Annotated in this window: 22 protein-coding genes and 1 pseudogene; 14 read left to right on the plus strand and 9 right to left on the minus strand. The window is 70.7% G+C overall.

Going from position 1 to position 20,185, the window contains the following annotated elements; genetic code table 11:
- The first annotated feature begins 17 nt into the window (after nucleotides 1-17).
- The 5 genes from ACIRF8_RS14210 to ACIRF8_RS14230 all read left to right on the plus strand — a co-directional run bounded on the left by ACIRF8_RS14210 (nucleotide 18) and on the right by ACIRF8_RS14230 (nucleotide 5,319).
- Nucleotides 18-743, plus strand: coding sequence for an ABC transporter ATP-binding protein (locus tag ACIRF8_RS14210; RefSeq protein WP_404214483.1), 726 nt, complete (start codon nucleotides 18-20; stop codon nucleotides 741-743).
- A gap of 93 nt (nucleotides 744-836) precedes the next feature.
- On the plus strand, nucleotides 837-3,413 hold the full coding sequence (locus ACIRF8_RS14215; RefSeq protein ID WP_404214485.1) for an ATP-binding protein: 2,577 nt from the start codon (nucleotides 837-839) through the stop codon (nucleotides 3,411-3,413).
- Nucleotides 3,410-4,093: a response regulator gene (locus tag ACIRF8_RS14220; RefSeq protein WP_404214487.1), complete on the plus strand. Its 684-nt coding sequence runs from the start codon at nucleotides 3,410-3,412 to the stop codon at nucleotides 4,091-4,093. Before ACIRF8_RS14215 ends, ACIRF8_RS14220 begins: the two co-directional genes overlap by 4 nt.
- 65 nt (nucleotides 4,094-4,158) lie before the next feature.
- Complete coding sequence (locus ACIRF8_RS14225) at nucleotides 4,159-4,569, plus strand: OB-fold nucleic acid binding domain-containing protein (protein WP_404214489.1); 411 nt, start codon at nucleotides 4,159-4,161, stop codon at nucleotides 4,567-4,569.
- Between the two features lie 3 nt (nucleotides 4,570-4,572).
- Complete coding sequence (locus tag ACIRF8_RS14230; RefSeq protein ID WP_404214491.1) at nucleotides 4,573-5,319, plus strand: DUF3159 domain-containing protein; 747 nt, start codon at nucleotides 4,573-4,575, stop codon at nucleotides 5,317-5,319.
- Between the two features lie 87 nt (nucleotides 5,320-5,406).
- Here the strand turns inward: ACIRF8_RS14230 and ACIRF8_RS14235 are convergent, their stop codons facing one another.
- A complete protein-coding gene (locus tag ACIRF8_RS14235) occupies nucleotides 5,407-6,078 on the minus strand; it encodes a potassium channel family protein (RefSeq protein ID WP_404214493.1) in 672 nt (223 codons plus the stop codon).
- Nucleotides 6,078-6,746 carry a potassium channel family protein gene (locus ACIRF8_RS14240; protein ID WP_404214495.1) on the minus strand — a complete coding sequence of 223 codons (669 nt, stop codon included), beginning with the start codon at nucleotides 6,744-6,746 and terminating at the stop codon, nucleotides 6,078-6,080. The genes ACIRF8_RS14235 and ACIRF8_RS14240 overlap by 1 nt, the downstream gene beginning before the upstream one ends.
- Nucleotides 6,747-7,020: 274 nt before the next feature.
- Between ACIRF8_RS14240 and ACIRF8_RS14245 the strand changes: the two genes are divergently transcribed.
- Together ACIRF8_RS14245 and ACIRF8_RS14250 are read left to right on the plus strand one after the other, a co-directional pair.
- Nucleotides 7,021-9,066, plus strand: coding sequence for an APC family permease (locus tag ACIRF8_RS14245; protein ID WP_404214497.1), 2,046 nt, complete (start codon nucleotides 7,021-7,023; stop codon nucleotides 9,064-9,066).
- A gap of 123 nt (nucleotides 9,067-9,189) precedes the next feature.
- Nucleotides 9,190-10,518, plus strand: a complete 1,329-nt coding sequence (locus ACIRF8_RS14250) for a class I SAM-dependent RNA methyltransferase (protein WP_404214499.1) — start codon at nucleotides 9,190-9,192, stop codon at nucleotides 10,516-10,518.
- A 317-nt stretch (nucleotides 10,519-10,835) separates the two neighbouring features.
- Here the strand turns inward: ACIRF8_RS14250 and ACIRF8_RS14255 are convergent, their stop codons facing one another.
- The 3 genes from ACIRF8_RS14255 to ACIRF8_RS14265 form a co-directional block, all read right to left on the minus strand.
- Nucleotides 10,836-11,117 (minus strand): hypothetical protein, encoded by a 282-nt coding sequence (locus ACIRF8_RS14255; RefSeq protein WP_404214501.1) that lies wholly within the window; start codon nucleotides 11,115-11,117, stop codon nucleotides 10,836-10,838.
- Nucleotides 11,118-11,180: 63 nt separating this feature from the next.
- Nucleotides 11,181-11,312, minus strand: coding sequence for a hypothetical protein (locus tag ACIRF8_RS14260; RefSeq protein ID WP_404214503.1), 132 nt, complete (start codon nucleotides 11,310-11,312; stop codon nucleotides 11,181-11,183).
- A gap of 65 nt (nucleotides 11,313-11,377) precedes the next feature.
- A complete protein-coding gene (locus ACIRF8_RS14265) occupies nucleotides 11,378-11,650 on the minus strand; it encodes a hypothetical protein (protein ID WP_404214505.1) in 273 nt (90 codons plus the stop codon).
- Between the two features lie 50 nt (nucleotides 11,651-11,700).
- Here ACIRF8_RS14265 and ACIRF8_RS14270 point away from each other — a divergent pair, with 50 nt between their 5' ends.
- Entirely contained in the window at nucleotides 11,701-11,799 is a 99-nt protein-coding gene (locus tag ACIRF8_RS14270; RefSeq protein WP_404214507.1) for a hypothetical protein, read from the plus strand.
- Between the two features lie 186 nt (nucleotides 11,800-11,985).
- Here ACIRF8_RS14270 and ACIRF8_RS14275 read toward each other — a convergent pair whose 3' ends face one another.
- The 3 genes from ACIRF8_RS14275 to ACIRF8_RS14285 form a co-directional block, all read right to left on the minus strand.
- A complete protein-coding gene (locus ACIRF8_RS14275) occupies nucleotides 11,986-12,300 on the minus strand; it encodes an SCO5918 family protein (protein ID WP_404214509.1) in 315 nt (104 codons plus the stop codon).
- Nucleotides 12,301-12,467: 167 nt separating this feature from the next.
- Complete coding sequence (locus ACIRF8_RS14280) at nucleotides 12,468-13,922, minus strand: DEAD/DEAH box helicase (protein WP_404214511.1); 1,455 nt, start codon at nucleotides 13,920-13,922, stop codon at nucleotides 12,468-12,470.
- 299 nt (nucleotides 13,923-14,221) lie between these two features.
- Nucleotides 14,222-14,425, minus strand: coding sequence for a cold-shock protein (locus ACIRF8_RS14285; protein WP_145491649.1), 204 nt, complete (start codon nucleotides 14,423-14,425; stop codon nucleotides 14,222-14,224).
- Between the two features lie 454 nt (nucleotides 14,426-14,879).
- Here ACIRF8_RS14285 and ACIRF8_RS14290 point away from each other — a divergent pair.
- Nucleotides 14,880-15,336: pseudogene (locus ACIRF8_RS14290) on the plus strand (M56 family peptidase); the annotation flags it as partial.
- A gap of 39 nt (nucleotides 15,337-15,375) precedes the next feature.
- Here ACIRF8_RS14290 and ACIRF8_RS14295 read toward each other — a convergent pair.
- Nucleotides 15,376-16,275, minus strand: a complete 900-nt coding sequence (locus ACIRF8_RS14295) for an alpha/beta hydrolase (protein WP_404214513.1) — start codon at nucleotides 16,273-16,275, stop codon at nucleotides 15,376-15,378.
- A gap of 89 nt (nucleotides 16,276-16,364) precedes the next feature.
- Here ACIRF8_RS14295 and ACIRF8_RS14300 point away from each other — a divergent pair, with 89 nt between their 5' ends.
- From ACIRF8_RS14300 to ACIRF8_RS14320, 5 genes are all read left to right on the plus strand, one after another.
- The gene (locus ACIRF8_RS14300; RefSeq protein WP_404214515.1) at nucleotides 16,365-17,339 is read left to right on the plus strand and encodes a LysR family transcriptional regulator; all 975 of its coding nucleotides are present in this window, start codon (nucleotides 16,365-16,367) and stop codon (nucleotides 17,337-17,339) included.
- Between the two features lie 76 nt (nucleotides 17,340-17,415).
- A complete protein-coding gene (locus ACIRF8_RS14305; RefSeq protein ID WP_404214517.1) occupies nucleotides 17,416-18,060 on the plus strand; it encodes an RNA polymerase sigma factor in 645 nt (214 codons plus the stop codon).
- Complete coding sequence (locus ACIRF8_RS14310) at nucleotides 18,057-18,959, plus strand: hypothetical protein (protein ID WP_404214519.1); 903 nt, start codon at nucleotides 18,057-18,059, stop codon at nucleotides 18,957-18,959. The genes ACIRF8_RS14305 and ACIRF8_RS14310 overlap by 4 nt, the downstream gene beginning before the upstream one ends.
- Before the next feature lie 124 nt (nucleotides 18,960-19,083).
- On the plus strand, nucleotides 19,084-19,644 hold the full coding sequence (locus tag ACIRF8_RS14315; protein WP_404214521.1) for a hemerythrin domain-containing protein: 561 nt from the start codon (nucleotides 19,084-19,086) through the stop codon (nucleotides 19,642-19,644).
- 125 nt (nucleotides 19,645-19,769) lie between these two features.
- Complete coding sequence (locus ACIRF8_RS14320; RefSeq protein WP_404214523.1) at nucleotides 19,770-20,132, plus strand: DUF6479 family protein; 363 nt, start codon at nucleotides 19,770-19,772, stop codon at nucleotides 20,130-20,132.
- Nucleotides 20,133-20,185: the final 53 nt, after the last annotated feature.

Consider the following 20,185-nt stretch of genomic DNA (forward strand, 5'->3'; position numbering starts at 1 on the left):
ACGGGGGAGCACGGCGCATGACCGAGAGCACCGGGGCCGGGGCCGCCGTCCTCGACCAGGACGACCGCGGACCGATGGTCCTCGTGCGGGACCTGCACCGCTCCTACGGGACCGGCGCCGCCGCCGTGCACGCCCTGCGCGGGGTCTCCTTCGAGGTGCGGCGCGGCGAACTCGTCGCCCTCAAAGGACGCTCGGGCTCCGGCAAGACGACCTTGCTCAACCTCGTCGGCGGCCTCGACCAGCCGGACCGGGGCCGGATCGAGGTCGACGGACTCGCCCTCGCGGACCTCGACGAGGACGGACTCCTGGAGCTGCGCCGCGACCGCGTCGGCTTCGTCTTCCAGTCCTTCGGACTCATCCCCATCCTCACCGCCGCCGAGAACATCGGCGTCCCGATGCGGCTGCGGAAGACGCCGGTGCGCACGCGCGAGGAGCGCGTCGAACTGCTCCTCGGCCTCGTCGGCCTGGAGGGGCACGCCAAACAGCGGCCCGGCGAACTCTCCGGCGGCCAGCAGCAGCGCGTCGCCATCGCCCGCGCCCTCGCCAACAAGCCGGCCCTGCTCATCGCCGACGAACCGACCGGGCAGCTCGACGCCGAGACCGGCCTCGCCGTGATGGAGCTGCTGCGGGCCGTGGTGCGCAGCGAACGCGTCACCGCGCTCGTGGCCACGCACGACCCGGCACTGCTCGGCCTCGCCGACCGGGTCCTGGAACTCGGCGACGGCGAGATCATCGAGCGCTGACCGGCCCCGAGCCACATCAGGGTTGCGTCAAAGACACCCGCCCACCAGGCATCCGTCCCCTTTGCCGGACTTCCTGAACGTAAGGTCAGGGCCATGGGACGCGGCAAGCTTCGGATCTATCTCGGTTCCGCACCGGGTGTCGGCAAGACGTACGCCATGCTCTCCGAGGCGCACCGCCGCACCGGCCGCGGCACCGACTGCGTCGTCGCGTTCGTCGAGCACCACAAGCGGCCACGGACCGAGGTCATGCTGCACGGCCTGGAGCAGGTCCCGCGCCGGACGATCGAGTACCGCGGTACCGCCTTCGAGGAGATGGACGTCGACGCGGTCCTCGGCCGCGCCCCGACCGTCGCCCTCGTCGACGAACTGGCCCACACCAACGTGCCGGGCTCCCGCAACGCCAAACGCTGGCAGGACGTCGAGGAACTGCTCGCCGCGGGCATCGACGTCGTCTCGACCGTCAACATCCAGCACCTCGAATCGCTGGGCGACGTCGTCGAGGCGATCACCGGCGTACGCCAGCGGGAGACGGTGCCCGACGAGGTCGTGCGCCGCGCGGACCAGATCGAGCTGGTCGACATGTCGCCCCAGGCGCTGCGCCGCCGCATGGCCCACGGCAACATCTACAAGTCGGACAAGGTCGACGCGGCCCTCTCCAACTACTTCCGCCCCGGCAACCTCACCGCCCTGCGCGAACTGGCCCTCCTATGGGTCGCCGACCGCGCCGACGCCTACCTACAGCAGTACCGCGGCGAGCACAACATCCGCTCCACCTGGCAGGCCCGCGAACGCATCGCCGTCGGCCTCACCGGCGGACCCGAGGGCCGTACGCTCATCAGGCGCGCGGCGCGGCTCGCCGAGAAGGGCGCCGGCGGCGAGGTCCTGGCCGTCTACATCGCCCGCAGCGACGGACTGACCGCCGCCTCCCCCAAGGAACTGGCCGTCCAGCGCACCCTCGTCGAGGACCTGGGCGGCACCTTCCACCACGTCATCGGCGACGACATCCCCTCGGCGCTCCTGGAGTTCGCCCGCGGCGTCAACGCCACCCAGATCGTCCTCGGCTCCTCCCGCCGCAAGACCTGGCAGTACGTCTTCGGGCCCGGCGTCGGCGCCACCGTCGCCCGCGAGTCGGGGCCCGACCTCGACGTCCACATCGTCACGCACGAGGAGGCCGCCAAGGGCCGCGGCCTGCCCGTCGCGCGCGGGGCCCGGCTCGGCCGCTCCCGCATCCTGGGCGGCTGGCTCGTCGGCGTCGGCGGACCCGCGCTGCTCGCGCTCCTCCTGACCCACGTCCACACCGACCTCGGCCTCGCCAACGACATGCTGCTGTTCCTGTCGCTGACGGTGGCCGCGGCGCTGGTCGGCGGCCTGCTCCCGGCACTGGCGGCGGCGGCGTTCGGCTCGCTGCTCCTGAACTACTTCTTCACCCCGCCCCTGCACCTGTTCACGGTCGCCGACCCGAAGAACATCGTCGCCATCGTGATCTTCGTGAGCGTCGCCGTCTCGGTCGCCTCGGTCGTCGACCTGGCCGCCCGCCGCACCCATCAGGCCGCCCGGCTGCGCGCCGAGTCCGAGATCCTCTCCTTCCTCGCGGGCAGCGTGCTGCGCGGCGACACCAGCCTGGAGGCGCTGCTCGAACGCGTACGGGAGACGTTCGCGATGGAGTCCGTCGCGCTCCTGGAGCGGGAGAGCGACACCGCGCCGTGGACCTGCGCGGGCAGCGTCGGACCGCGCCCCGACGACCGCCCCGAGGACGCCGACGTCGATGTCCCCGTGGGCGACCACATGGCACTCGCCCTGTCCGGGCGCGTCCTGCCCGCGGAGGACCGCCGGGTCCTGGCCGCGTTCGCCGCGCAGGCCGCCGTCGTCGTGGACCGGCGCCGGCTCCAGTCCGAGGCCGAGCAGGCCCGCACCCTCGCCGAGGGCAACCGCATCCGCACCGCCCTGCTCGCCGCCGTCAGCCACGACCTGCGCACCCCGCTGGCCGGCATCAAGGCCGCCGTCTCCTCCCTGCGCTCCGAGGACGTCGACTGGTCGCCCGAGGACCGGGCCGAGCTGCTGGCCGGGATCGAGGCGGGCGCCGACCGGCTCGACCACCTCGTCGGGAACCTGCTCGACATGTCCCGCCTCCAGACCGGCACCGTCACCCCGCTGATCCGGGAGATCGACCTCGACGAGGTGGTGCCGATGGCGCTCGGCGGGGTACCGGACCCGGAGCTCAGCGTCGACCTCGACATCCCGGAGTCCCTGCCCATGGTCAGTGTCGACAAGGGGCTGCTGGAGCGGGCCGTCGCGAACATCGTCGAGAACGCCGTCAAGTACAGTCCGCCCGGCGAACCCGTCCTGGTCTCCGCCAGCGCGCTCGGCGAGCGGGTCGAACTGCGCGTGGTGGACAGCGGGCCCGGCGTACCGGACGAGGCCAAGGAGCGTATCTTCGCCCCGTTCCAGCGCTACGGTGACGCTCCGCGCGGCGCGGGCGTCGGGCTCGGCCTCGCCGTGGCCCGCGGCTTCGCCGAGGCCATGGGCGGCACACTCGACGCCGAGGACACCCCCGGAGGCGGGCTCACGATGGTGCTCACCCTGCGGGCGGCCCACCCGGCAGCACCGGCAGCACCGGCAACAGCAGCGACATCGGACAACGCAGTACCGCAGAGAGGCAGGCACGCATGACCCGGGTGCTCGTGGTCGACGACGAACCGCAGATCGTTCGCGCCCTCGTCATCAACCTGAAGGCGCGCAAGTACGAGGTGGACGCCGCGTCCGACGGCGCAGGCGCGCTCCAGCTCGCCGCCGCCCGCCACCCCGACGTGGTCGTCCTCGACCTCGGCCTGCCCGACATGGACGGCGTCGAGGTGATCAAGGGGCTGCGCGGCTGGACCCGCGTACCCATCCTCGTCCTGTCCGCGCGCCACTCCTCGGACGAGAAGGTCGAGGCGCTCGACGCGGGGGCCGACGACTACGTCACGAAGCCCTTCGGCATGGACGAACTCCTCGCGCGGCTGCGGGCGGCCGTGCGCCGCGCCGAGCCCGCAGGCGGCACCGAGGACGAGGGGATCGTCGAGACCGACGACTTCACCGTCGACATGGCCGCCAAGAAGGTCCACCGGAACGGCCGTGACGTACGGCTCACGCCCACCGAGTGGCACCTCCTCGAAGTGCTCGTGCGCAACACGGGGCGCCTGGTCAGCCAGAAGCAGTTGCTCCAGGAGGTGTGGGGGCCCTCGTACGGCACGGAGACCAACTACCTGCGCGTGTACATGGCCCAGTTGCGCCGCAAACTGGAGGCCGATCCCTCGCACCCGCGGCATTTCGTCACCGAGCCCGGGATGGGATACCGGTTCGAGAAGTAGGAGCGGGAAAAACGGGGTACACCAGCGAGTACGACCGTGACATCGGCCCCGGGTACGCTTCGTGTATGAGTGATGTTCCTCGTTCCGACAGGGCGTCCGAGAAGCCGGCGGGCCGATTCCGGCGCATGCTCGATCGACTGTCCACCTCCCAGGAGGACCTGGAGTCGGAGGAGCTGCGCGAGGATTCGGCGACCACGGGCTGTACACGGATCGGTGACTGCCACGACCGCCAGATAGTGACGGTGACTGGTACGTTGCGCACGGTGACCTTGCGACCACGCGCCGGAGTCCCGGCCCTGGAGGCGGAGTTGTTCGACGGTTCCGCCGCCCTCGACGTGGTGTGGCTCGGCCGGCGCTCGATCGTGGGAATCGAACCCGGCCGGAAGTTGATCGCATCGGGGCGGGTCTCGATGAGCCGGGGCCGTAGGGTGCTCTTCAACCCGAAGTACGAACTCAGACCGCTCGGACGGGAGTAGCCGGTGACGTCCCTCGACAAGCCGACCGACCGCGAACCAGGAGTCGACCAGGACACCGCCGCTTCGAAGGCGGTGACCGAGGCCGCGCTCTTCGAAGCCTTCGGCGGCGTGCGGGGCATGGTGGAGACCGTCGTGCCCGGCCTCCTCTTCGTGACCATCTTCACGATCAACAAGGACCTGCACATGTCGGCCATCGCGGCCCTCGCGGTGTCCGTGGTCCTGGTCGTGGTGCGCCTGGTCATGAAGGACACCGTCAAGCACGCCTTCAGCGGCGTCTTCGGTGTCGCCTTCGGCGTCGTCTTCGCGATGATGACCGGCAACGCCAAGGACTTCTATCTGCCGGGCATGCTCTACACGCTGGGGCTCGCCCTCGCGTACATCGTGACCACGCTGTGCGGCGTGCCCCTGATCGGGCTCATCCTCGGACCGGTGTTCAAGGAGAACCTGTCGTGGCGCACGCGTAACCCCGGCCGCAAGAAGGCGTACGCCAAGGCGAGTTGGGCCTGGGGCCTGATCCTCCTCGCCAAGTGCGCCGTGCTGTTCCCGCTGTACTGGTGGGGGGACACGACGCAGTTCGGCTGGGTGCTCATCGCGCTGAAGATCCCGCCGTTCCTGCTGGCGGTGTGGCTGACCTGGGTCTTCCTGGCGAAGGCGCCCGCGCCCATCGACGTGTTCGCCGAGATGGAGGCCGCGGAGGCCGCCGAGAAGGCCGCGGCCGCCTCCGCCGAGGACCGTTCCCCGCGCCCCTGAGGCGAGAGCGAGAAGGGCCCCGCCGAGCCGAGCTCGACGGGGCCCTTCTTCGTGTCGATCTGTGTCCGTATGTGTCCCTACGTGTCCCTACGCGTCCTCGCGGCGGACCGACAACAGGTCCTCCAACTGCTCCTCGCGCGCCTGGGCCGCGACGAACAGCAGCTCGTCGCCCGCCTCCAGGGAGTCCTCCTGGCTGGGGGCCAGCACACGGGTGCCGCGGATGATCGTGACCAGGGACGTGTCCTGCGGCCACTGCACGTCGCCCACGCGCGTACCGGCGAGGGCCGACTCGGGCGGCAGCGTCAGCTCGACCAGGTTCGCGTCACCGTGGCTGAAGCGGAGCAGACGGACCAGGTCGCCGACGCTCACCGCCTCCTCGACCAGGGCCGACATGAGGCGCGGGGTGGAGACGGCGACGTCGACGCCCCACGACTCGTTGAACAGCCACTCGTTCTTCGGGTTGTTGACGCGGGCGACGACCCGCGGGACCCCGTACTCGGTCTTCGCGAGCAGGGAGACGACGAGGTTGACCTTGTCGTCACCGGTGGCCGCGATGACCACGTTGCAGCGCTGGAGCGCCGCCTCGTCCAGGGACGTGATCTCGCAGGCGTCGGCGAGCAGCCACTCCGCCTGCGGGACGCGCTCGACGGAGATGGCCGTCGGCGCCTTGTCGACGAGGAGGACCTCGTGACCGTTCTCCAGGAGCTCGGCCGCGATCGAACGGCCGACCGCTCCGGCTCCGGCAATGGCGACCCTCATCAGTGACCGCCTTCCTCGGGGCCTTCGGCGAACGCCGCCTCGACCTTCTCGACCTCGTCCGTGCGCATCATCACATGCACGAGATCGCCCTCCTGGAGCACCGTCTGCGACGTCGGCAGGATCGCCTCGCCGAGCCGGGTGAGAAACGCCACGCGCACCCCCGTCTCCTCCTGGAGACGGCTGATCTTGTGGCCCACCCAGGACTCCGACGCGTGCACCTCGGCGAGCTGCACACCGCCGGTGGGGTCGCGCCACAGAGGCTCAGCGCCGGACGGCAACAGCCGGCGCAGCATCTGGTCGGCGGTCCAGCGCACGGTGGCGACCGTCGGGATGCCCAGACGCTGGTAGACCTCGGCGCGGCGGGGGTCGTAGATCCGCGCCGCCACGTTCTCGATGCCGAACATTTCGCGGGCCACCCGGGCGGCGATGATGTTCGAGTTGTCACCGCTGGAGACGGCGGCGAAGGCGCCCGCCTCCTCGATACCGGCCTCGCGCAGGGTGTCCTGGTCGAAGCCGACACCCGTGACGCGCCGGCCGCCGAAGCCGGAGCCGAGGCGCCGGAAGGCCGTCGGGTCCTGGTCGACCACGGCGACCGTGTGGCCCTGCTGTTCCAGGGTCTGGGCGAGTTGGGACCCTACTCGGCCACAGCCCATGATCACGATATGCACGGACTACCCCGCACTCCTCATAGACCCATTGACCTGCGTAAACGTCCTGCTCATGTCTCTCTCTCGCGGCTCGGTCCACCCGGGGCGGCTCGATCTCGGGCACGACGCCGGTTGCGGCGGCTCGCGCTCGGGACCACCGTATCGGCAATGCGGGCGAAGTCCGCCTTCGCGTCAGCTCCTGGATCATCACCGCTCGCCCCACTTCCGGCGGGCCGTTCGCCGATTCGGGGTGGTGGGTGGGCGGCCCCCCTTTCGAACGCTTACGATCCTCTGCGTGTCCAAACTGACCGACGTGCCCAAACGGATCTTGATCGGGCGCGCACTGCGCAGTGACCGGCTGGGAGAAACGCTCCTGCCGAAGCGCATCGCACTCCCCGTTTTCGCCTCCGACCCGCTGTCCTCCGTGGCGTACGCGCCGGGCGAGGTCCTGCTGGTCCTCTCCATCGCGGGCGTGTCGGCCTACCACTTCAGCCCATGGATCGCGGTCGCGGTCGTCGTGCTGATGTTCACGGTCGTCGCCTCCTACCGGCAGAACGTGCACGCCTACCCGAGCGGCGGCGGCGACTACGAGGTGGCCAACACCAACCTCGGCCCGAAAGCCGGGCTCACCGTCGCCAGCGCCCTGCTCGTCGACTACGTCCTGACCGTCGCCGTCTCCATCGCCTCCGGCATCGAGAACCTCGGCTCCGCGGTCCCCTTCGTCGTCGAACACAAGGTGCTCTGCGCCTGCGTCGTCATCGTCCTGCTGACGCTGATGAACCTGCGCGGTGTGAAGGAGTCCGGGAAACTCTTCGCCATCCCGACGTACGTCTTCGTCGCCGGCGTCTTCATCATGATCGCCTGGGGCGCCTTCCGCGGCATCGTCCTCGACGACTCCATGCGGGCGCCCACCTCCGACTTCCACATCAAGGCCGAGCACCAGGGCCTCGCGGGCTTCGCGCTGGTCTTCCTGCTCCTGCGCGCCTTCTCCTCCGGCTGTGCGGCGCTCACCGGCGTCGAGGCGATCTCCAACGGCGTACCGGCGTTCCGCAAGCCCAAGTCGAAGAACGCGGCGTCCACGCTCGCCCTGATGGGCGCCCTCGCCGTCACCATGTTCTGCGGCATCATCGCGCTCGCCATGGTCACCAAGGTGCGGATGGCCGAGCACCCGGCGACCGATCTGATCCACAACGGCGTCGCGGTCGGCTCCGACTACGTCCAGAACCCGGTGATCTCCCAGGTGGCCGAGGCCGTCTTCGGCAAGGGCAGCTTCCTGTTCGTCATCCTGGCGGCGGCCACGGCCCTCGTCCTCTTCCTCGCCGCCAACACCGCGTACAACGGCTTCCCGCTGCTCGGCTCGATCCTCGCCCAGGACCGCTACCTGCCGCGCCAGCTCCACACCCGCGGCGACCGCCTCGCGTTCTCCAACGGCATCGTGCTGCTCGCCGGCGCGGCCATGCTCCTGGTCGTCATCTACGGAGCCGACTCGACCCGCCTGATCCAGCTCTACATCGTCGGCGTCTTCGTCTCCTTCACGCTCAGCCAGACCGGCATGGTCCGGCACTGGAACCGGCACCTGCGCTCGGAGAAGAACGCCGACAAGCGCCGCCACATGATCCGCTCCCGCGCGATCAACGCCTTCGGCGCCTTCTTCACCGGCCTCGTCCTGGTCGTCGTCCTCGTCACGAAGTTCACCCACGGCGCCTGGGTCGCGCTGCTCGGCATGTGCATCTTCTACGCGACCATGACCGCGATCCGTAAGCACTACGACCGGGTCGCCGAGGAGATCGCCGCACCGGACACGCCCTCCGACGACAGCGTCCGCCCCTCCCGCGTCCACTCCATCGTGCTCGTCTCGAAGATCCACCGCCCCACCCTGCGGGCCCTCGCCTACGCCCGGCTGATGCGCTCGGACACGCTCGAAGCGCTGAGCGTCAACGTCGACCCCGCCGAGACGAAGGCGCTGCGCGACGAGTGGGAGCGGCGAGGCATCGACGTCCCCCTGAAGGTCCTCGACTCGCCCTACCGCGAGATCACCCGGCCGATCATCGAGTACGTCAAGAGCCTGCGCCGCGAGTCGCCGCGCGACGCCGTCAGCGTGATCATCCCCGAATACGTGGTCGGCCACTGGTACGAGCAACTGCTGCACAACCAGAGCGCGCTCAGGCTGAAGGGGCGGCTGCTGTTCACCCCGGGGATCATGGTGACGTCCGTCCCTTACCAGCTCGAATCCTCCGAGGTCGCCAAGAAGCGGGCCCGCAGGCGCTCCGAGTGGAACGCGCCGGGCGCCGTCCGCCGGGGCCCGGTGGAGAAGCGCCCGAAGGAGCCGAGCGCCAAGTAGTCGCGGTGATCCTCGCCTCCTCGACCGTGGTGAGCGGCCGGGCGACAGCCACGTAGACTGGTGGGCTGTTGTCCGGCCGCTCGCATGCGGTCGTGTTTCCCCTTACGTACTGGAGCCCCCGCCATGCAGGCAGAACCGAAGCAGTCACTGGTGGGGGAGGAGTACGAGGTCGAGATCGGCCCCGTCGCGCACGGCGGCCACTGCATCGCGCGCACGGCCGAGGGCCAGGTCCTCTTCGTACGGCACACGCTGCCCGGCGAGCGGGTCGTGGCGCGGGTGACGGCCGGCGAGGAGGGCGACCGTTTCCTGCGGGCGGACGCGGTGAAGGTGCTGGACGCGTCCAAGGACCGCGTCGAGGCGCCCTGCCCGTACTCCGGCCCCGGCCGCTGCGGCGGCTGCGACTGGCAGCACGCGAAGCCGGGCGCGCAGCGCCGCCTCAAGGGCGAGGTCATCGCCGAGCAGTTGCGGCGCCTCGCGGGCCTGACGCCCGAGGAGGCCGGCTGGGACGGCACGGTCGTCCCCGCCGAGGGCGACAAGGTGCCCGCGGGCGAGGTCCCCTCCTGGCGTACGCGCGTCCAGTACGCGGTCACCGAGGACGGCCACGCGGGCCTGCGCCGCCACCGCTCGCACGAGGTCGAGCCGATCGAGCACTGCATGATCGCCGCCGAGGGCGTCTCCGAACTGGGCATCGAGCAGCGGGACTGGACCGGCATGGCGTCCGTCGACGCGATCGCGGCGACCGGCTCCCAGGACCGCATGGTCATCCTGGAACCGAAGCCCGGCGCGCGACTGCCCCTCGTCGAGCTGGACAAGCCGGTCTCCGTGATGCGGGTCGGCGAGAAGGACGGCGGCGTGCACCGCGTGCACGGCCGCGCCTTCGTGCGCGAGCGTGCCGACGACCGTACGTACAGGGTCGGCAACGGCGGCTTCTGGCAGGTCCACCCGCAGGCGGCGGAGACCCTGATGCGCGCCGTGATGCAGGGCCTGCTCCCGCGCAAGGGCGACACGGCGCTCGACCTGTACTGCGGCGTCGGCCTGTTCGCCGGAGCCCTCGCGGACCGCGTCGGCGAGAAGGGCGCGGTCCTCGGCATCGAGTCCGGCAAGCGCGCGGTCGAGGACGCCCGGCACAACCTCGCCGCGTTCGACCGGGTCCGCATCGAACAGGGCAAGGTCGACGTGACCCTGCCCCGCACCGGCATCACCGAGGCCGACCTCATCGTCCTGGACCCGCCGCGCGCGGGCGCGGGCAAGAAGACGGTCGCCCACATCACGACGCTGGGCGCCCGCAAGATCGCGTACGTGGCCTGCGACCCGGCGGCGCTGGCGCGGGATATCGCGTACTTCCGGGAGGGCGGGTACCGGGTGCGGACGCTTCGGGCATTCGATCTGTTTCCGATGACGCATCATGTGGAGTGCGTGGCGATCTTGGAGCCTGTGGGCAAGGGCGCCTGACCTGCGGGTTGTGGCGTAGGGCGGTCGTTCGAGCTGTCTTCCTCCGTTCACCAAGAAGGCAAGGCGCACGCTCCCGCCGCCAGGCCGACGTGCGGCTTCGCGGCCCGCTCCGAAGTCGAGGGCGCCATCCAGCACGTCCTGACGGCCGTCGCCGTGGAAAGCACACGCCTCAGCGGACTACCGCCCAGCGCGGAGGCACAAACGCCGCGCTGGCCGGCTGCCTTCCAGAACCACCTCGACCAGCGCAAGCTCACACATGACGGGCGCCCCCAGGAACCCTGGGGGCGCCCGCTGTCCACGCGCATCCGGGGCGACTGTCAGAGTCGGTCGACGCTGTCGCTCAGGCCCAGCACCTGCGGACTGTCACCGGGGAAGCTCCCTGGCATGCCCGGTACGTCGATCGTGTGCTCGTACACGCCGGCCAGGAACTCGACGACGCCGACGGGGAACTCGATCCAGTCCGCGTTGTCCGTGCGGACGACCACCGGCCACGCGTCCGGATCTGCTGGGCTCGTCCTCCAGTAGAAGACATCACCGCAATTGGACTCCCCCCAGGAGATCAGACCGCCGGGCCGGGGATAGGGGACGTAATCCGCCATGTCCTCCATTTCGTACCAGTCCTGGAGGATCTCGTCCTCCAGGCGTTCGGACGCCCATGGCGCCTAGGCGCCGGGCGCCGGAAGGGACACGATGAGGAAGTCGCCGATGACGAGCGCCGGGTACCCCTCCGCCAGCGCACGGAAGTCTGAGGGCAGTGCCGTCCCCAGGCGCGTCTCCAGGGCAGTCCAGTCCACAGTGCGCCCCTCGGGCGCCCGCCACCGCGTCATCGCAGGAAGCGCGGCCTCCAACTGCCGGAGCCTCACCATGTCGTCTGCCGATCCGGGCTGTTCTCCACCACTATGTTGCTGAACAAGGGTCCGTCCTCGATGTAGGGCGACATGGTGATGCTGTCCGCATAGCCCGTGGTGTGGCGGTAGTTGACCGTGCCCGTGTACGTGACCACTTCCCGGCCGCGAGCTGCGGCCCCCACGCTCCTTGCCTGGTCACCCTCGACGAGGTATGTGCCGGAGTCGACGACGACTCGCGCGCCGAGTGCCTGGGCCTGCTCCCCCCAGGCCCCCGGCATAGCCATCGCTCAGCTCTCCCGCGTCGACGAGGTCGCCGCCGTCCTGACGCCGCGACGTGTGGGCCGCGACCGGACTGCTCAAGGACGATGTCTCCTCGACCGTGCTAACCCTGGGGCTGCGCGGCACGCCGACGCCGACGAGCCCACATTCCTGACGAGGCGTCAACCCCCCGGGCAGCCAATGCTTTTGCCACATACGGCATGGCGCATCTGCGAGAACCCGGCCCTGGTCTCCCAGGCGGCCGACATCCGCGGACCGACCTGTACGCCGAAAGGCCCGACCGGCGTGTGCCGGTCGGGCCTCCTTGCTGTTTCGGTGCGGCTCGCGCCCGTGCCGTCGATCAGGCGGGCACGGGGGCGCCCAGCATGACGGAAGCTCGCTGGAGCGGGCTGACGCTGAGCGCGGGCGCGGGCCCGGCCGCAGGAAGCGTCCGGCAGGTGAAGCCGAGCTGGGCCATGGCCCGCAGGACTTCGCCCGCGCTGAAATCACGGCGGTCCTGGCGGGTGATGACCTGCCCGACCTGTTTGACGGGGTAGTGGCGGCGTCCGATGATCACGGACGCACCGGTGACCGGCTCGGGCTTGACGTCCTTCATCGTTTCCAGCACCCCGCTCTTGGTCAGGTCGAAGGGGAAGCGGGCGATGACGCAGCGCATGAGACCTCACAGGAAGAGGAGGAGAGCGTGATGAACCGGCTCAGTGGGCGAGGGCGAGGCTGCCGTCGCCGAGGTCGCGCAGGTGGATCCGATCCGTGTACGCGGAGTTGTCACGGACAGCCGTGAGTCGGTCAGACGCCGCCGGGCAGGCGGGACTTTCGCACGTTCTAGGCCGCCGCGTCGACAGCAAACCGCTGCGGCCCGGAGGCACGTCGCGCCGCCGAAGCGGGGCGGCGACGGCCGCGCGAGGCGCCGCGCTTGGGGCGCTCGGCCGCCGGTGCGGTGATGACGACGGGGATGCCGGACGGGGTCTGGGCGCCGGTGATCCGGCTCAGCGCCTCCTCGCCGGAGTGGACCTGCGTGACCTGCGGGCTGATGCCGGCGTCCGACATGAGGCGGGTCATGCTGCGGCGCTGGTTCGGGGTGACCAGCGTGACGACGCTGCCGGACTCGCCGGCACGCGCGGTGCGGCCACCCCGGTGCAGGTAGTCCTTGTGGTCGGTCGGCGGGTCCACGTTGACGACGAGATCGAGGTTGTCGACGTGGATGCCGCGCGCGGCGACGTTCGTGGCGACGAGCACGGTGACGTGCCCCGTCTTGAACTGCGCGAGGGTGCGCGTGCGCTGCGGCTGCGACTTCCCGCCGTGCAGCGCGGCGGCCCGCACCCCGCTGTTGAGAAGGTCCTGGGTGAGCCGGTCGACGGCGTGTTTCGTGTCCAGGAACATGATCACGCGGCCGTCGCGCGCGGCGATCTCGGTCGTGGCGGTGTGCTTGTCTGCGCCGTGGACGTGCAGCACGTGGTGTTCCATCGTGGTGACGGCACCGGCCGAGGGGTCGACGGAGTGGACGACCGGGTCGCTCAGGTAGCGGCGCACCAGCAGGTCCACGTTGCGGTCCAGGGTCGCCGAGAAGAGCATCCGCTGCCCCTCGGGGCGTACCTGGTCCAGGAGCGCGGTGACCTGGGGCATGAAGCCCATGTCGGCCATCTGGTCGGCCTCGTCGAGGACGGTGATGCCCACCTGGTTCAACCGGCAGTCGCCCCGGTCGATGAGGTCCTTGAGCCGGCCCGGGGTCGCCACGACGACCTCGGCACCGCCGCGCAGCGCGGCGACCTGGCGGCCGATGGACATCCCGCCCACGACCGTGGCCAGCCGCAGCCGCACGGAGCGGGCGTACGGGGTGAGCGCGTCCGTCACCTGCTGCGCGAGCTCGCGGGTCGGGACCAGGATCAGCCCCAGCGGCTGACGGGGCTCCGCGCGCTGCCCGGCGGTACGGGCGAGCAGGGCGAGGCCGAAGGCGAGGGTCTTGCCGGAACCGGTGCGCCCACGGCCCAGGACATCACGGCCCGCAAGGGAGTTCGGCAGCGTCGCCCCCTGGATCGGGAACGGTGCCGTCACGCCCTGCCTGCCGAGTTCGGCCAGCAGTTGCTCGGGCATGTCGAGATCGGCGAAGCCCTCGACGGCGGGCAGCGCCGGGGTGATCGTCTTGGGGAGAGCGAACTCACCCTGCACGGCGGCGGGCCGACGGCTGTACCCACCGGATCGGCGCGGGGGCGTTGCTCCGAAGCGGCTGCCGCCCTTACGGGTGGGGGCGAATCGGTCGTTCGTACGTGTGCGGTTCATGCGGAACCTTCCTCGATGCGGCGCATATCAAGGAATTCTTCCGGCGATGAACGGCGCAGAGAATCACAAGAAATGGACCGATAGTAAAAGCGAAAGCGGATCTGGCCGACGGTGATCCGTACGGGCGCAGGCGCTGAAAATGAGTGACGCGAAGGGGGTGTATCACCCCGAGCGTCGACTGCACATAATGAGCGGATGTTATCCGAGTCGCCCGCAGGTGGAATCACTGCGGGAAATGCATGTAGCTGGGGCCCGCACCCCGAAGGATGCGGGCCCCAGCTACAAAGTGCGCGTCAGCGTCAGGCGGGAACGATGTTCTCGGCCGTCGGGCCCTTCTGGCCCTGCGCGATGTCGAAGTTCACCTTCTGGCCCTCGAGCAGCTCGCGGAAGCCCTGGGCGGCGATGTTCGAGTAGTGGGCGAACACGTCAGCGCCGCCACCCTCCTGCTCGATGAAGCCGAAACCCTTTTCCGCGTTGAACCACTTCACGGTGCCAGTAGTCATGTCAATCTCCTTTGGGGCAGTACATCGGCATCCGCACGGTGCGGACGCCGTGTCGCCGCGATGATTACCCCGCCCGGAAATGACCGGTCATACAAAAGCGCCCCCACCGCAGTGTGCGGCCAGGAGCACTTGAAGTTTTCGGGAACCACAACTGCAACTGAAACGACAGTAGCACGCCGTGGCGTCCGGTGGGCGTGAACTGATTCCGATCTCCTCGTTGTGCTAAAAACCCTTCCTACTCGGATCGTTAAACTCTCACTTCGCGAACACAGACATTGGTTCCCCGGAGTGCGGCATTTCGGAAGAGCGCCGGATGTTCATGGCCGGGTCGACCGTTTCTTTCCGCCCTGCCGGGCGACGCGCAGGATGCGGGCCGAACCTGCGAGCGCACCACCCGGTGCGCGGCCGTCTTCTGCAGCAGCCCGTACGCCAGTACCGGCAGGAGCAGGTGCGGCACCGGATCGTCGTCACCACCGCGATGCCGCGCAGCCTCGACGCCGCCGAACGCGACGCCCTTTTCGACCACGAACGCGCCCACAACCAGGGACGCCGCCCGCACCGCCATCCGCCTCGCCGTCGAACGGCCCGCCGACGCATCCGCCGCCCGGGCCACCGGTGACCGGCGCCTGACCGCCCGGGCCATCGCCCGCGCCGCCCTGGCCGAACACGCGGAACACGCGGAACCCGCGGCGGCCTCAGCCCGCCCGGACTTCGCCCCCGCGGCCACCGTCGGCCCCGTCCCGCAACGGGTCGCCGCCCTCCTCGGCCCCGTCTCGCGCCCGCGACGCGGCACGCGGTGGATCGCCGTCCTGCTCGCCTGCTGCGCGGTCCTCTCCGTCACCGCTGGAACAGTCGGCTCGCTCACCTTCCACCACCAGGTCGAGGTCGCTCAGGGCGAGGAGTCGCGCTGAGTGGCCCGGCCCGGGCACCTCGGCGAAAGCGTCGGCTGCTCACCGGACCAGCGCCTCGGCCAGTTCCTCCGGGCGGGCGGCGAACGGGGTGTGGCTGCCGGGCAGGGTGTGGACGGTGAACGGTTCGTGCGGCTGAGCCCGGTCGGCCTCCGTGATCATCAGGTTCTGGGTGGCGATCGGTAGGGCCCGGTCGTCCGCGCAGCGCAGGAACGTACGGGGGACACGGCCCCAACGCGCCGCGGTCAGGGTGAGCGGCGTCGTCGGGACGGACAGCGGCAGATCGGGGCTCAGTGCGGAGCGCCAGCGGTCGAAGCGGTCGGCGGGTGTGTCGTGGTAGTGGGTCTGCCACAGCTCCTCGACGTAGGCGGGGTCCGGCGAGAGCGGGTTGATCCGTACGGCGCCCAAGGCCCCGGGGTCCCCGAGGGGGAGGTCCTGCCCTCGCGCGGTGGAGTTCTCCGGAGCGCTCAGGTAGTCGGAGAAGCGGGGGCGGGCGGCGGGGACGAACGCGGAGACGTAGACGAGGCGGTCGACCAGGTGGGGCGCGCGTTCCGCGGCCAGGGACGCGGGGCCGCCACCGGCGCTGTGCGCGACGAGTACGACGCGGCCGTAGCGGCGGACCCGGCGCAGTGTGTCCAGTACGGCGTCGGCGCAGTCGTCCATCGTCAGGTCGGCGAGCTGTGATCTCTCGGTCGGCAGACCGGGGCGGCCGGGCAGCAGGTAGCCGCTGGGCAGAGGAGCGCCGAAGCCGTGCCCGGGCAGGTCGACGGCGACGCTCGCCGCACCGAGGCCGGCGAGCGCCCGTTGCGTCGCCGCCCACTGCCACGAGCCGTGCCACGCCCCGTGGACCAGTACGAAAACGGTGTCGGGGAGAGGGAGAGGGAGCAGGAGATGGGTGTCCGTGCGGGTGTCCGTGCTTTGCGCGGCGTGCGGGGGAGTCATGTCTCCATCCCAGTCGGGCGCGGACGATCGATCCAGGTGAAGATATGGCAGGCTGGGCGGCCATACTTCTCGTGTATGGACGGAGCGGCATGGAAGCCCGGCATCTGCGGTACGCGCTCGCCCTCGCCGAGCGCGGACACTTCGGCCGGGCGGCCCGTTCGCTGGGCATCGCGCAGCCGCCGTTGTCCAAGCAGATCGCCGATCTGGAGCGGGAGGCGGGGGCCCGGCTGTTCGACCGGACCCGGCAGGGCGTCTTCCCGACCGCCGCGGGTGAGGCGTTCCTCGCCCGGGCGCGGCGGGCGCTGGAGGAGATGGCGGCGGCCACGGTCGACGCCGGCCGGGCGGTACGGGGTGAGACGGGTCGGCTGCGGCTCGGGTTCGTCGCCTCCGCGCTGATCGACCCGCTCCCGGACGTCCTGGGCCAGTTCGGCCGCGAGCGGCCCGACGTACGGCTGGAGCTGCACGAGATGGCGTCCGGCCGCGGCGCCGCCGCTCTCGTCGCCGGGGAGCTGGACGTGGCCGTCACCCTCGGGGCGCCGCGGGGCGCGGGGGCCGAGCAACTGGTGTCCGTGCCGGTCGGGCACGACCATCTGATCGCCGTGGTCGGCGGCCGGCACCCCTACGCGGGCCAGGCGTCGGTCAGCGTGGATCAGTTGCGACGGCAGCCGCTGATCGTGGCGGCCGGGGAGGACGAGCCGGCCGTCGCCGCCGGGCTGCGTCTCTTGCTGGGCGAGGACGCCGCGGCGCTGGAGGACGCCACCGTGGCCAGGGACGTGCACACGATCATGGGCCTGGCCGCCTGCGGGATCGGCGTCGGCCTCGGGCCCTCGCGCATGCGGGAGGCGCCGCGTCCGGGGATCAGTTTCTGCGAGGTGGCCCCGAGGACGGCGCTGCCCGACCTGGTCCTGTCCTTCGCCGACCGGGACCGCTCCCCGGTGTTGGGCGCCTTCCTCGACGTCGTCCGCACGAACTGCCCCCATGTCGAGGCCGCCCTGGACCGGCGGGCGGCCCGCGCACGAGTACCGCTCCCCGAGTCGTCGGACCGCCGTCGGCCGACCGCGTGACCCGGGCAGCGCCCGTCCCGTGCAACGGACGGGGCGCCGCGGGAACCTTCGGCCGGGTGCCGGACACGGACGGGGCATGGAACTGAACGACGTTGGTTCTGCCGTACCGGGCGGCGGGGCATCCGACCGGGAGCTGTGGGAGAGGGCTGTCGACGGCGACCGTGAGGCGTTCGGGCGGATCTTCGACCGGCACGGGAAGGCCGTCTACAACCATCTGTTCCGGCGGACGGCCGACTGGGCCGAGGCCGAGGACCTGACCTCGGCCGTGTTCCTGCACGCCTGGCGACGGCGCGCGGAGACGGTGCTGGACCGCGACTCGGCGCTGCCGTGGCTGCTCGGCATCGCCAACGGCCAGTTGTCGAACACCAGGCGGCGGCTGAGACGGGCCGAGGCCCTGCTGCACCGGCTCATGTCGCAGGACGAGTCGGTGGGCGACCACGCGGACCGCGTCGCAGGTCTGGTCGACGACGAGCGTCGTATGTCGGAGATCCACCGGGCGCTGGCCCGGCTGCCGCGGCACGAGCGCGAGGTGGTCGAGCTCTGCGTCTGGTCGGGCCTCGATCAGCAGTCGGCCGCGACCGTGCTGAAGATAGCGGTCGGCACCGTGAAGTCCCGGCTGAGCCGGGCCCGGCGAAGGCTCGGGGCCGATCTCGGTGGGGCCGCCGTTCCGGCGCCGTTCAGTTCCGGACATCCCGTCAACGCGAAGGAGGTCGCACGATGAATGACCCGCAGGGCATCCCGGCGGCTCCTTCCGATCGTGATCTGCCGAACCAGCGGCGGACCCGAGAGGAACTACTGATGAAGATCGGCGCACAGGACAACGAGGCTTCGCTGCGACGCAGATGGGGCGTGCCTCTCGGGGTCGCCACCTCGGTGACGGCGGTGAGCGTCGCGGCCGTGGTCGTCCTCGGCGGCACGGGGGAGGCCGGACCGAGCGCCGCCGGGCCGGGGCACCGTGGCGCAGGCCCGGCGCACTCCACTGCGGCACCGAGTCCGAGCGCGTCGCAAGGGAGCGGTACGGCGCCCTCCTCGGCCCGCGGGGCGTCGCCCGAGACCGACTTCACCCTCGACGACGCCACGACGACCCCGATCGACGCCGGGACCGTCCCCGCCATCCTCTCCTCCTGCCTGGGGTCCGGCGCCTCGCAGTACCGCGCCGTGCTCGCGGCCCGTACCCCCATCGCCTCGGCGGACCATGACGGCGTGGTCGTCGCCGTCGACTCCGCGGGACAGTACGTGCAGTGCCAGTCGAAGGGCGACAAGGGCACCAGCCAGGACTCCCCGCCCACCTTCATCAACGACCGCCTGTGGGGCACCGGTCACGTCATCGCGTACTTCGACTCGATGCTCGAACCCGCCGGCGACGGCAGGTATGTCGCGCTGGGCGCCGGGCACTACGCGTCCGGCGTCGACAAAATCACCATCAGCTACGGCGACGACCCGAAGGAGTACCCGGCTCGCATGGCGGACGGCGCGTTCGTCTACGGGGCGGCCCTGACCCCGAAGTCCCCCGCCGGGCCGCGCTACATGGGCCCGAGCCCGTACGTCCACGCCTACGACGCGTCGGGCAAGCAGATCTACGACCAGACGAAGGACCCGAAGTTCACCGGCGATCAGTAGGCCGGATCCCTCCGGCGGGTTCGCGGGCCTCCCGCTGCGCCGAACGCCCGTTCCGGTTTGCGCGCGCGGAGCCACGGATACACGGTCGGGGCAGCGCGATCGGCGCAGAGGAGAGGAGCACCCCGTGGGTCACGGCGGAGATGTCATCGCGGAACTGGAGACCGATCACAGGGAGGTCGAGGAGCTGTTCGGGAAGATCGACGCCCTGCCCTCGGGTGACGAACAGCGCAAGAAGTACGCCGACCAGGCCGTGATCGAACTGGTGCGGCACTCGGTGGCCGAGGAGGCATACCTCTACCCGGCCGTGCGCGATCTCCTGCCGGACGGTGACAAGGTCGCCGACCAGGAGATCGAGGACCACGCCGCGGCCGAGCGGACCATGAAGGCGCTGGAGGGTGCCGGCGCCGGGGACCCGGAGTTCGACCGGCTCATCGGCGAGCTGATGACCGAGATCCGCTCGCATGTCCGCGACGAGGAGGACAACCTCTTCCCCCGGCTGCGGGCGGCGGCGTCCGAGGACGAACTGATGAAGCTGGGCGACAAGGTGCGCCGGGCCAAGAAGACGGCCCCGACCCGCCCGCACCCGTCCGCCCCGGACACCCCGCCCGGCAACAAGCTGCTGGCCCCCGGCGCCGGCATGGTGGACCGCATCCGGGACGCCCTGTCGGGCCGCGGCAAGGACTGACACCGCGGTCGCGAACGGCCTTCGGGGTTCTCCCCCTTTCTGTCACCATTCCCTGCGCCATTCGCTGCTGAACAAGCAGGCGTAAGCGTGAGCTAATTTGCGGACAGGGCGGGTATAACGCAGCTATGGAAAAGATGGAGTGGGAACTCGCTGTGTCGTCGACTACGGCTTTGCTTATGTGGATTGCGGGCATCGTGGTCGTCCTGGTCCTGATCGGCGCCTTTATTCTGGGGCGCCGCGTCCAGAACCGTGAGTCGCGCCGGCCGAGGCCCGAGGAGCAGCCGAAGCTGCCCGAGGGCGGGCCCGTGGGCGAGGTGCAGGAATATCGCGAGCCGGACGAGGTGCCGCAGGACGGCGGCCGTCTCCTGCCGCACGAGCTCAAGGGTGGCTACGGCCAATCGAGTACGCATCCGAGCCCGTCGCAGGACCCCGCTGACCACCGCAAGGACAACGGGAGCAGCTTCGGCAGCGGTGGCCTCGGCAACTGACGCGACAAGCCGCGAGAGCCGTCGGCCGAATGAAGGCAATCGGCTTAGGTCTC

The organism is Streptomyces sp. NPDC102406, from assembly GCF_044765725.1.
GTDB lineage: Bacteria > Actinomycetota > Actinomycetes > Streptomycetales > Streptomycetaceae > Streptomyces.